This window comes from Caulobacter sp. Root1472, assembly GCF_001426985.1.
Lineage (GTDB): Bacteria > Pseudomonadota > Alphaproteobacteria > Caulobacterales > Caulobacteraceae > Caulobacter > Caulobacter rhizosphaerae.
Genome location: NZ_LMFX01000007.1, coordinates 13,438 through 24,665, shown reverse-complemented (window position 1 = coordinate 24,665; position 11,228 = coordinate 13,438). Strand labels below are relative to the sequence as shown.

The 11,228-nt window shown below is 69.5% G+C and carries 11 protein-coding genes; 8 read left to right on the top strand and 3 right to left on the bottom strand.

The window, feature by feature from the left end:
* Window positions 1-91: 91 nt before the first annotated feature.
* The 5 genes from ASD47_RS06440 (at window position 92) to ASD47_RS06425 (ending at window position 4,476) form a co-directional block, all read left to right on the top strand.
* Window positions 92-1,669 carry a trypsin-like peptidase domain-containing protein gene (locus ASD47_RS06440; protein WP_056753240.1) on the top strand — a complete coding sequence of 526 codons (1,578 nt, stop codon included), beginning with the start codon at window positions 92-94 and terminating at the stop codon, window positions 1,667-1,669.
* Window positions 1,670-1,807: 138 nt separating this feature from the next.
* Window positions 1,808-2,479, top strand: a complete 672-nt coding sequence (locus tag ASD47_RS06435) for a response regulator transcription factor (protein WP_056753238.1) — start codon at window positions 1,808-1,810, stop codon at window positions 2,477-2,479.
* A 33-nt stretch (window positions 2,480-2,512) separates the two neighbouring features.
* Window positions 2,513-2,743: a hypothetical protein gene (locus ASD47_RS06430; RefSeq protein WP_056753236.1), complete on the top strand. Its 231-nt coding sequence runs from the start codon at window positions 2,513-2,515 to the stop codon at window positions 2,741-2,743.
* A gap of 35 nt (window positions 2,744-2,778) precedes the next feature.
* Window positions 2,779-3,066, top strand: a complete 288-nt coding sequence (locus tag ASD47_RS26025; protein WP_162251624.1) for a type II toxin-antitoxin system RelE/ParE family toxin — start codon at window positions 2,779-2,781, stop codon at window positions 3,064-3,066.
* A gap of 3 nt (window positions 3,067-3,069) precedes the next feature.
* A complete protein-coding gene (locus ASD47_RS06425) occupies window positions 3,070-4,476 on the top strand; it encodes a HAMP domain-containing sensor histidine kinase (protein ID WP_056753233.1) in 1,407 nt (468 codons plus the stop codon).
* Window positions 4,477-4,487: 11 nt separating this feature from the next.
* Here the strand turns inward: ASD47_RS06425 and ASD47_RS06420 are convergent, their stop codons facing one another.
* The 3 genes from ASD47_RS06420 to ASD47_RS06410 form a co-directional block, all read right to left on the bottom strand.
* Complete coding sequence (locus ASD47_RS06420) at window positions 4,488-5,030, bottom strand: hypothetical protein (protein ID WP_056753231.1); 543 nt, start codon at window positions 5,028-5,030, stop codon at window positions 4,488-4,490.
* A 118-nt stretch (window positions 5,031-5,148) separates the two neighbouring features.
* Complete coding sequence (locus tag ASD47_RS06415) at window positions 5,149-6,048, bottom strand: M56 family metallopeptidase (protein ID WP_056753228.1); 900 nt, start codon at window positions 6,046-6,048, stop codon at window positions 5,149-5,151.
* Window positions 6,038-6,406, bottom strand: a complete 369-nt coding sequence (locus ASD47_RS06410) for a BlaI/MecI/CopY family transcriptional regulator (RefSeq protein WP_056753226.1) — start codon at window positions 6,404-6,406, stop codon at window positions 6,038-6,040. Before ASD47_RS06410 ends, ASD47_RS06415 begins: the two co-directional genes overlap by 11 nt.
* 113 nt (window positions 6,407-6,519) lie before the next feature.
* Here ASD47_RS06410 and ASD47_RS06405 point away from each other — a divergent pair, with 113 nt between their 5' ends.
* The 3 genes from ASD47_RS06405 to msrQ all read left to right on the top strand — a co-directional run bounded on the left by ASD47_RS06405 (window position 6,520) and on the right by msrQ (window position 11,202).
* Window positions 6,520-9,417, top strand: a complete 2,898-nt coding sequence (locus ASD47_RS06405) for a bifunctional [glutamine synthetase] adenylyltransferase/[glutamine synthetase]-adenylyl-L-tyrosine phosphorylase (protein WP_156402150.1) — start codon at window positions 6,520-6,522, stop codon at window positions 9,415-9,417.
* Between the two features lie 226 nt (window positions 9,418-9,643).
* Window positions 9,644-10,564 (top strand): protein-methionine-sulfoxide reductase catalytic subunit MsrP, encoded by a 921-nt coding sequence (gene msrP, locus ASD47_RS06400; protein ID WP_056753220.1) that lies wholly within the window; start codon window positions 9,644-9,646, stop codon window positions 10,562-10,564.
* Window positions 10,564-11,202, top strand: a complete 639-nt coding sequence (msrQ, locus tag ASD47_RS06395) for a protein-methionine-sulfoxide reductase heme-binding subunit MsrQ (RefSeq protein ID WP_056753218.1) — start codon at window positions 10,564-10,566, stop codon at window positions 11,200-11,202. The genes msrP and msrQ overlap by 1 nt, the downstream gene beginning before the upstream one ends.
* Window positions 11,203-11,228: the final 26 nt, after the last annotated feature.

Below are 11,228 nucleotides of genomic sequence, written 5' to 3'. Positions count from 1 at the left end.
TCATCGAAGACCATTGCGCCTTTCGCCAGCGCAACTAGGTTCTCAAGCCAAGGACCCGGCGCCGCGCGCCGTGGGTGAGGAAAGACGTAAGATGGCTGCTAGGAAGTCTGGTTTCTTTGTCGGTGCGGTGGCCGGGGCGGGCGTGGCCTGCGCGGCGCTGGTCGGCGTGGGTATGCGCATGGGTCCCGCGGGCGCCGCCGAGCCGGCGCAGGTGATCCGCACCTCGGGTGCGCCGATGGCCGCTGGCGCGCCGATGTTCGCGCCGCCGCCCGGCGCGCCGATGTCGTTCGCAGACATCTTCGAACAGGTCTCGCCTGCGGTGGTGCAGATCGACGTGACCTCCAAAGCCGCCGCCGCGCCGAAGCTGCGCATTCCCGGCCTGGAAGGTTTCGACATCGTGCCCAAGGGCCAGAAGGGCGAGGACGGCGAGGAGGCCCCGGGCCCCAAGCAGCAGTCCTCGGGCTCGGGCTTCTTCATCTCGGCCGACGGCTACCTGGTGACCAACAATCACGTGGTGGCCGACGCCGACGACGACGGCATCAATGTCGTGCTCAAGGACGGCCGCGAGCTGAAGGCCACGATCGTCGGTCGCGACGAGGGCACCGACCTGGCGGTCCTCAAGGTGGTCGACCCCAAGGCCAAGGGCGCGGCGTTCCCGTTCGTCAACTTCGAGAACCAGGCCAAGCCGCGGGTCGGCGACTGGGTGATCACCATCGGCAACCCGTTCGGCCTGGGCGGCACCGCCACGGCCGGGATCATCTCGGCCTATAACCGCGACCTGGGCGACAGCTCGTCGAACTTCGTCGACTACATCCAGATCGACGCACCGATCAACCGGGGCAACTCGGGCGGTCCGTCGTTCGACATCTACGGCCGGGTGATCGGGGTCAACACCGCGATCTTCTCGCCGACCGGCGGTTCGGTGGGCATCGGCTTCGCCATCCCCGCCGACGTGGCCGAGGCCACCGCCAAGCAACTGATCAACGGCGGCAAGGTGGTGCGCGGCTATATCGGCGCGCAGATCCAGCCCTTCACCAAGGAAATGGCCGACGCCCAGGGCCTGGGCGACGTCAAGGGCGCGATCGTCGCCGACCTGGTGCCCGGCGGTCCGGCCCAGAAGGGCGGCCTGCTGCCCGAGGACGTGATCACCGCCGTCAACGGCGTGGAGATCAAGAGCGGCACGGAACTGACGCGCGAGGTGGCCAAGGGCCGTCCGGGCGACACCCTGAAGCTGTCTGTCCTGCGGGGCGGCAAGCCGCGGACGATCGAGATCAAGTCGGGCGTGCGTCCCACCGAGAAGGAGCTGTCGCTCAACGACGACGACAGCGACGAGGGCGGCGCCGACGCGCCGGCCAAGCCGCAGGTCCAGAAGTCGGAAGCCCTGGGCATGACCCTGGTCCCGATCGACGAGTCGGCCCGCCGCACCTACAGCATCGACCCGGCCGTCAGGGGCGTGCTGATCGACGGCGTGAAGGCCAATTCCGACGCCGGCGAAAAAGGCCTGCGCAAGGGCGACGTCCTGACCAGCGTCAACGGCGAGCCGGTCGCGTCGGCCGCCCAGGTGTCGTCGGCGGTCGAGGCGGCCAAGAAGCTGCAGCGTCCCAGCGTCAACCTGCGGATCATTCGCGCCGGTCGTCCCACGATCGTGCCGCTGAAGATCGCGCCGTAGGCCGACGATCACGGAGGCCCTCGCAAGGGGGCTTTCGCCAGAGCGCGGATCGCGCCACCATGGGTGGACGTGACGACAACACGACTGGGGCGTCATCGATTCGTACGATGACGCCCTTTCCTGCTTTGGGGGCTGGTGATGCGTATCCTGATCATCGAGGACGATCTCGAGGCGGCCGGGGCGATGAGCCACGGCCTGACCGAGGCGGGCTACCAGTGCGTCCACGCCCCCGACGGCGAGGCTGGCCTGACCGAGGCGGGCAAGGGCAAGTTCGACGTGATGATCGTCGATCGGATGATGCCCAAAAAGAACGGCGTCGAGGTGGTCGAGACCCTTCGCCGCGAGGGCGACCAGACGCCCGTGCTGTTCCTGTCGGCCCTGGGCGAGATCAACGACCGCGTCACCGGCCTGCGCGCCGGGGCCGACGACTATCTGGTCAAGCCCTACGCCTTCGCCGAGCTGATGGCCCGGGTCGACGCCCTGTCGCGCCGCCGCGAGACGGGGGCGGTCGCGACCACCCTCAAGGTGGGCGAGCTTGAGATGAACCTGATCAACCGCACGGTCCATCGCCAGGGCAAGGAGATCGATCTCCAGCCCCGCGAGTTCCAGCTGCTGGAGTTCATGATGCGCCACGCCGGCCAGTCGGTGACCCGCACCATGCTGCTGGAAAAGGTGTGGGAGTACCACTTCGATCCGCAGACCAACGTCATCGACGTGCACATCTCCCGCCTGCGCTCGAAGATCGACAAGGGCTTCGACCGGGCCATGCTGCAGACTGTGCGCGGGGCGGGCTACCGGCTCGATCCGTAGGCGGCGTTCCGAGGCTGTGTTAGGCTAGGGACCATGAACAAGCCGGCGAAACCCGAGGCGGACGACTTCGACGATCTGTCGGACCTGTATGGTCCGCTGCCGACGGAAGCCGAGATGGACGCCTGGATCGAGCGCAATCGCGACGAGATCAACGCGTCACTTGAGCAAGCTCGCCAAGAGCTTGCCGAGGGCAAGGCCACGCCTTGGAGCATGGACGAGATCATGGCCGAGGTGCGTGAAGAGCTGCGCAAGGAAGGCCGCTAGCGTCACGAATGCCGGGGCCGACAATCGAGCGCAGCTTGAACGCACGTCGCGACGTGAAGCAGTTGGCTTTATGGATCGCACGAGAAAGCGGCGACACTCGAGCAACAGCCGTCACCGACCGACTGGAGATCGCTTTCGAACGTCTGGCGCGTCGACCCCAACTGGGCCGGATTCGGTTTGATTTCGCGGGAAATCCCAGATCCTTTTCAATTACGCCGTGGGTCATCGTGTATGAGGTTCTGGAAGACGGAAGCGGCATCCATCTTCTCCGCGTCCTCGACAGCCGCCGAGACATCGCCGCCCTGATGGGCAAGAAGAGCTAGCCCATGCGCCTGCCGCGCCTGATCCGATCGACGCCGTTCCGGCTGACCCTGCTGTTCCTGGCCCTGTTCGCGGCGGCCGCCAGCGCGTTCCTCGGCTATATCTACATCGCCACCGCCGGCGAGGTGAACCGCCGCGCCGACGCCGAGATCACCCGCGAAATGGAGAGCCTGGAGGCCGCCTATCGGGTGGGCGGGGTCAACGCCCTGAACCAGACCATCGTCGAGCGCGCCACCGGCGAGCGGCCGTTCCTGTACCTGCTGCTCGACAAGGACGGCAAGCGGATCTCCGGCTCGATCGAGGAGTCGCCGATCGACGACTTCACCGGTCCGGGGCCGACCTGGGAGACCTTCAAGCTCACCGAGACCGACATCGACGGCGCCGAGGTCAAGCGCGCGGCGCGCGGCGTGCAGGAACGACTAAGCGGCGGCGAGGCCCTGTTCGTCGGGGCCGACGTCCAGGAGTCGGAAGGCTATGTGATGAAGATCGTCCGGGCCCTGCGCGGGGCCGGGGCGCTGGTCATCATCCTGGGCCTGGCCGGCGGGGTGCTGATCAGCCGCAACGTCTCGCGCAGCATGCAGGGCCTGGTCGACGTGGTGAACGCGGTGCGGGCCGGCGACCTGCACGCCCGGGCCCGGGTGCGCGGCACGCGCGACGAGTATGACGAACTGGCCGAGGGCCTGAACGACATGCTCGACCGCATCGAGCGGTTGATGGGCGGCCTGCGCCATGCCGGCGACGCCATCGCCCACGACCTGCGCTCGCCGCTCACCCGACTGCGGGCCCGCATGGAGGTGGCCCTGATCGACGCCGAGAACGGCAAGGGCGATCCCGTGGCGGCCCTGGAGACCGCCCTGATGGACGCGGATGGCGTGCTCAAGACCTTCAACGCGGTGCTGGCCATCGCCCGCCTGCAGGCGGCCGGCGAGGCGCCGAACCAGACGGTGTTCGACGCCAGCGAACTGGCCTCGGACATGGCCGAGCTCTACGAGGCCGGCTGCGAGGACAAGGGCCTGGATTTCAAGGCCGAGATCGTCCCGGCCCTGGGCGTGCGCGGCAACCGCGAGTTCATCGCCCAGGCCCTGGCCAACATCCTGGACAACGCCATCAAATATACGCCGGAGGGCGGGGCGGTGATGCTGCGGGCCCGGCGCACCTCGTCCAGCGAGCTGGAGTTTTCGGTCACCGATACGGGCCCCGGCGTGCCCGAGGCCGACCGCGCCCGGGTGGTCCAGCGCTTCGTGCGGCTGGAGAACAGCCGCAGCGAGCCGGGGGCGGGACTGGGCCTGTCGCTGGTCCAGGCGGTGGCCGCCTCGCACGGCGGGCGACTGGAATTGGCCGAGGGGCCCGGCGAATACGGCGGCTTCGGCCCGGGCCTGCGGGTGGCGCTGCTGCTGCCGCGCGTGGAGTAGGGCGCAGCGACCTACCGCCCGTACACGACGTCGAAGCACCGCCGCCGGCCCAGCTTCGTCGGGCAGAAGCCGGTTTCCTCCGAGCCTTCGCGAATGACCACGTAGCGATCGCGCTTGCAGGCCCACCATTCCTCCTCGAAACCGGGCCGGCCGTCCTGCTTGAACACCGGCTCGTCGCCCTGGGCGTAGAAGCGGGTCATGCCGGTCAGGCCGCCGAAACTGCCCCAGCCGTTGACCAGGCCGCAGACCCGGCCGTCGCGCCGCGCCCACACCTTGCCCAGTTCCAGGGCGTGCGGTTGTGCCAGGCGGGCGACCAGTCGCGGCTTGACGCTGGCCCAGCGCACCCGCGCCATCGATCGGGCCTGGAGGAGTTGGGCGCCCGCAGCCGGAGCCTTGGGCTCGACCTTCATCTCGTACCGTACCGTGAACATCACCATCAGGCCGACGGCGAAGGCGACCAGGGCCATGACGCCCAGGTCGAAGATCCTCACCGCCAGCGCCTTGCGACGGCTGCGGCGACCGCGCGCCACGGGCATCCTGAGAACGAAGGTCATGATCGCGGCCCGCCTGTCGCCGCGCCGTGCGCGGACTACATCTGTAGTTCTAAAAACTTACAGATGTAATTATTGCCGTCAAGCCACCGGGCGGTGGGGCGATCGAGACGCGGCGATGTCAGTGATGCAGCTTGGGCAGGGTGATGCCGTCGACCGGGCTGTCGCCGACGAACCGGCCCGGCCAGGAGATCTCCTGATTGGGCAGCGGGCCGCGCGGCGTGACGGTCCAGACGCCCAGGGCGGTGACCACGGCGATCAGGGCGATCGTCGCGGCGCCGGCCGTCTGGCGTCGATAGCTGGGCTCGGGCCGGGCCAGCAGCTTGACCCGCAGCAACAGCGGATGGGCGGCGAAGAAGCAGGCCAGGGGCGAGCCCGTCCGGCGCGTATGGGCCTCCAGCAGCGCCTCGGCATAGGGGCGGCGCAGCTTGGGCCGCAGGCTCAGGACGGAGGCGTCGCAGGCCATCTCCTGGTCCAGCCGCGCGCACAGGGCGCCCAGGTGGATCAGCGGATTGCACCAGCCCAGGACTTGGATGCCGGCGATGGCCAGGTTGGCGATCGGGTCGCCGCGCTTGATGTGGGCGCGCTCGTGCAGGTCGACCATCTTGCGGGCCTGCTCGTCGAAGCGGGTCGAAAAGTCGGCCGGCAGCACGATGCGGGGCCAGAAGACGCCCATGACGGCCGGGCCGGCGCGTCCGGCCTCGGCCCGGGCGCGGAAGGCGCGTTCCTGCAGCAGGATCACCGTGGCCAGGGCGACGCCGCCGGCCAGCCAGACCGCCAGCACCAGCACCGCGCGCTCCTCGCCCATCAGCGGCGGCGGCGCGCCCGAGCCCAGGGTCTCCGACAGGCTCGGGAACACCGTGGCGATCGCCGCCACCGGCACCAGGGCCCACAGGCGATAGGCCAGGCCGGCCCCGAACGCCGCGCGCATCGGCCCGCGCAGCAGCAGGACCAGCAGCACCGCGGCGGCGGCCGCCGCCTGGGTGCGCAACAGGGTCAGGGCCAGCAGTTCAGCCATCATGTTCGAGACCCTCGATCAGAGTCTTCAGTTGCTTGATCTCGTCGGTCGACAGCGCGCGGTGCTGGGCGAAATGCGCCACCAGCGGCGTCAGCTGGCCGTCGAAAAGGCGGTTGAGCAGGCTCTGGCTCTCGGCCTGCACATAGTCGGCGCGCTGGATGATCGGGGCGTAGCGCGCCCGGCCGTCGATGCGGTCCGAGCGGATCGCCTTGCGCTTCAGCAGGCGGTTGATCAGCGTCTTGACTGTGGCCTCGCCCCAGCCCTGCGCCTCGGCGACCTCGGCCATGATCTCGTCCACCGTCAGGGGCTGGCGCGTCCACAACGCGTCCATGATGCGGCTTTCGGCCTGGGTGATGTTCATGGCGTTCGGTCTCCAACTGCAACGATTACGCCTGTAACATCACCTGTCAAGCGGTCGTGGACGCCACACGAGACGGGATGACCTCGCCGCCCGCCCGCGCCACAGTGGCCGCCATGACTCGTCTGCTCGAACGTCTCGCCCCCTGTGGTCCCATCGCTGATCCCAAGGCCGCCGAACGGGCCCATGAGGCGATCATCCGGCGGGTCGGCGAGGCCGCGCCGCTGGTCGAGGCCGCCTGGCCCGCCCTGGCGCCGATCTTCGCCGCCTCGCCCTATCTGAGCGGCCTGGCGCGGCGCGACGGCCAGAGGCTGCCGTCGATCCTGACCGCCGATCCCGAGGCGCGCCTGGCCCAGATCCTGGCCGCGGCCGAGGCGGTCGCCGCCGAGCCGGACTTCGAGACGGCCCGCCGCGCGATGCGCGAGTTGAAGGCCGACCTGCACCTGCTGACCGCCCTCGCCGACCTGGGCGGGGTCTGGGACCTGGACGCGGTCACCGCGGCCCTGACCCGCTTCGCTGACGCGACCCTGCACGCGTCCCTGGCCCAGGCGGTGCGGCTGGAGGTGGCGCGCGGGGCCCTGACCCACGTCGGTGAAGGCCCGGACGGCCCCGCCCCCGGCCTGTTCTGCATCGCCATGGGCAAGCACGGGGCGTTCGAGCTCAACTATTCCAGCGACATCGACTTCTCGATCTTCTACGCGCCGGAAGCCCTGCCGGTCGCCGACGGCGTCGAGCCGCAGGGCGTGGCGGTGCGCATCGCCAACCACCTGGGCCGGCTGCTGGCCGAGCGCACGACGGACGGCTACGTGTTCCGCATCGACCTGCGCCTGCGCCCCGACCCGTCCTCGACCCCGCCCGCCATGCCGATCGACGCGGCCTTGGACTATTACGAGAGCGTCGGCCAGAACTGGGAGCGGGCGGCGCACATCAAGGCGCGGATCTGCGCCGGCGACCTGGGGCGCGGCGCGGCGTTCCTGGCCGAGCTGCAGCCGTTCATCTGGCGCAAGAACCTCGACTTCGCGGCCATCGCCGACATCCACTCGATCAAGCGCCAGATCCACGCCTACAAGGTCGACGACCGCCTGACCGCCAAGGGCGCGGACCTGAAGCTGGGACGCGGCGGCATCCGTGAGATCGAGTTCTTCGTCCAGACCCAGCAGCTGATCCTCGGCGGCCGCCATCCGGACCTGCGCAGCCCCCGCACCCTGGAGGCCCTGGCCGCCCTGTCCGACGCCGGCCACGTGACGCCCGAGGACCGCGACTATCTGATCAAGGCCTATCGCGACCTGCGCGCCCTGGAGCACCGGGCCCAGATGATCGCCGACGACCAGACCCACAAGCTCCCGGAGTCCGACGCCGACCGCAAGAGGGTGGCCGCCCTGTGGGGGCACGCAGGCCTGCGCGGCTTCGATGCGGCGGTCGGCCAGATCCTCAAGGGCGTGAACCGCCGCTACGGCGCGCTGTTCAAGGGCGAGGAGGCGCTGTCGTCGCGGTTCGGCAGCCTGGTGTTCACCGGCGTCGAGGACGATCCGGAGACCCTGGCCACGCTCAAGCGCATGGGCTTTTCCCATCCCGAGCGGGTGGCCGCCACGATCCGCGGCTGGCACCACGGCCACATCGCCGCCACCCGCACCGAGCGGGGCCGCGAGCTGTTCACCCGCCTGGCCCCGCGCCTGCTGGACGCCGCCAACGCCACGGGCGCGCCGGACGACGCCTTCAACCGGTTCAGCGACTTCTTCGCGGGACTCAGCAGCGGGGTGCAGATCCAGTCGCTGTTCCTGGCCCAGCCGCGCCTGTTCGAGCTGATCGTCGAGGTGATGGCCTTCGCCCCGCGCCTGGCCAGCACCCTGGCGCGGCGGCCGACAGCGCTGGACGCCCTGCTGGACCCGGCCTTCTTCGGGCCGATGGAGATGCCGACCGAGCCGCCCTGGGATCCGGCCGATTTTGAGGGCGCGATGAACGCCGCCCGGCGGCTGTTCCGCGACCAGAGCTTCCGGATCGGCGTGCGGGTGATCAGCGGCACGGCCGGGGCGCGCGACGCAGGGGCGGCCTTCGCCGACCTGGCCGACCTGATCGTCGGCGGCCTGGCCCCGGCGGCCCTGGCCGAGGTCGAGCGGCTGGGCGGCGCATTCCCGGGCCAGGTGGCCGTGGTCGCGCTGGGCAAGGCCGGCTCACGGGAGATGACGGCCAAGTCCGACCTGGACCTGATGACCCTCTACGCCGCAGACGATCCGGCGGGCCAAGGGGAGGCGGTGTCGGCGATCAAGGGCTGGGCGGCCGACAGCTTCTACGCCCGCTTCACCCAGCGCCTGACCTCGGCCCTGTCGGCCCCGACCGGCGAGGGCACACTGTACGAGGTGGATTTGAAGCTGCGGCCCTCGGGGACCAAGGGGCCGGTGGCGGTCAGCTTCGCGGCCTTCGAGGACTATTACGAGCGCGAGGCTGAGACCTGGGAGCTGCAGGCCCTGACCCGGGCGCGGGTGATCTGGGCCTCGTCGCCGGCCTTCCAGGCCAGGGCCGAAGCGGCCATCGCCACGGCCCTGCGCCGGGCGCGCGATCCGAAGAAGACCGCCGTCGACGTGCTGGAAATGCGCCAGCTGATGGAGGACGAGCGGCCCGGCAAGGGCGACTGGGATCTCAAGCTGACGCCCGGCGGCCTGGTCGACATCGAGTTCGCCGCCCAGTTCCTGCAGTTGGTCCATGCGGCGCAGGGCGGCCCTCTGGCGCAGAACACCGGCGAGGCCCTGGCGGCTCTGGGCCGCGCGGGCCTGGGTGATCCGGCGGCCCTGGCGGCGCTGGAGGGGGCCTGGCGGCTGGAGCAGGACCTGTCGCAGCTGCTGAAGGTGGCGTTGGAGGACGGGCATGATCCGGACACCGAGCCCAAGGCGTTCCGGGCGCTACTGGCCCGGGCCGGCGGGGTGCGCGAATTCCGGTCGCTGAAGACCAAGCTGGCCAAGGCCAAGGTGGAGGCGCGGGCGGCGTTCGAGGCGGTGGTGAGGGCTCCCGCCAAATAGATCCTCCCCCTGTGGGGGAGGTGTCGGCGAAGCCGACGGAGGGGGGAGTAGGTGGGGGAGTAATAGGAAGGCGGCTACTGTCCAATCGAACGCCTGCCACTCCCCCCACCGGCCTTCGGCCGCCTCCCCCAAAGGGGGAGGGTCTTTTTTGGGCGAAGTCCGTGCCTCCCTGTAACCATTCGCCCTGCCAGCACGTATCTTCCAGCGTAGCCCTGGAGCGTTCCCCATGCTGATCCGCCACGCCCCCGACCTGACCGACAAAGACGTCACCGATCGCAGTCTCTATCTGCGTCGGCGCGAATTCATCGGTGGGGCGGCGGGGCTCGGCCTGCTGGCGGCGGCCGGGACGGCCAGCGCGCGGGGCTTGGCCTACAAGCCGGGGTTCTCGACCACCGAGCCCAAGACCTCGAAGAAGGACATCACCAGCTACAACAACTTCTACGAATTCGGGGTCAACAAGGAGGATCCGTCCGAGAACGCCGGATCGCTCAAGACCCGCCCCTGGACGGTGCGCGTCGACGGCGAATGCGAGAAGCCGGCCAGCTTCGGGATCGACGACCTGATCAAGGGCCAGAAGCTGGAGGAGCGCATCTATCGCATGCGCTGCGTGGAAGGCTGGTCGATGGTGATCCCGTGGGTGGGCTTCCCGCTCAGGGACCTGATCGCCCAGGTTCAGCCGACCTCGAAGGCCAAATTCGTCGCCTTCGAGACCCTGATGCGGCCCTCCGAAATGCCGGGCCAGCGCTGGGACACCCTGCAATGGCCCTATCGCGAGGGCCTGCGTATCGACGAGGCGACCCACCCGCTGACGATCCTGGCCGTGGGCCTGTATGGCGACGTCCTGCCCAACCAGAACGGCGCGCCGCTGCGGCTGGTCGTGCCGTGGAAGTACGGCTTCAAGGGCGCCAAGTCGATCGTGCGGATCAGCCTGGTCGAAAAGCAGCCGGCCACCGCCTGGAACGTGCTGGCGCCGCGGGAGTACGGCTTCTATTCCAACGTCAATCCGGCCGTGGACCATCCGCGCTGGTCGCAGGCCACCGAGCGCCGCATCGGCGAGTTCCGCCGCCGCGAGACCCTGCCGTTCAACGGCTACGGCCAATATGTCGCCGACCTCTATCGCGGCATGGACCTGAAGCGGGACTTCTGATGGACGCCTCGGTGAAGCGGGCGGCCACGCGCAAGCGCCCCTCCAAGACCCAGGACAACCTGGTCTACGCCGCCGTCTGGCTGGCCTGTCTCGCGCCTCTGGTCTGGCTGGCCTGGCGCGGGTTCAGCGGCGACCTGGGGGCCAACCCGATCGAGACGCTGATCCGCCAGATCGGCGTCTGGGGCCTGCGCCTGCTGCTGGTCGGCCTGGCGATCACCCCGGCCGCGCGGATCCTCAAGAAGCCGCGCCTGGTCCGCTTCCGCCGCACGATCGGCCTGTTCGCCTTCAGCTACATCTGCCTGCATCTGCTGACCTATATCGGTGTCGACCTGTTCTTCGACTGGGGCCAGCTGTGGAAGGACATTCTCAAGCGGCCGTTCATCACCCTTGGCATGGCCGGCTTCGTGCTGCTGGTCCCACTGGCCGTGACCTCGACCAACGGCTGGGTGGTCCGCCTGGGCCGCGCGACCTGGCAGAGGCTGCATTGGCTGATCTATCTGATCGTCCCCCTGGGCGTGACCCACTACTACCTGCTGGTTAAGGCCGACCACCGGCCGCCGCTGGTCTATGCGGCGATCCTGGCGGTGCTCCTGGGCTGGCGGGGGTGGGACGCGTGGCGGAGGCGTGTCCGTTTTTAGGCCCAATTTTTATCCGCTCATCCCAA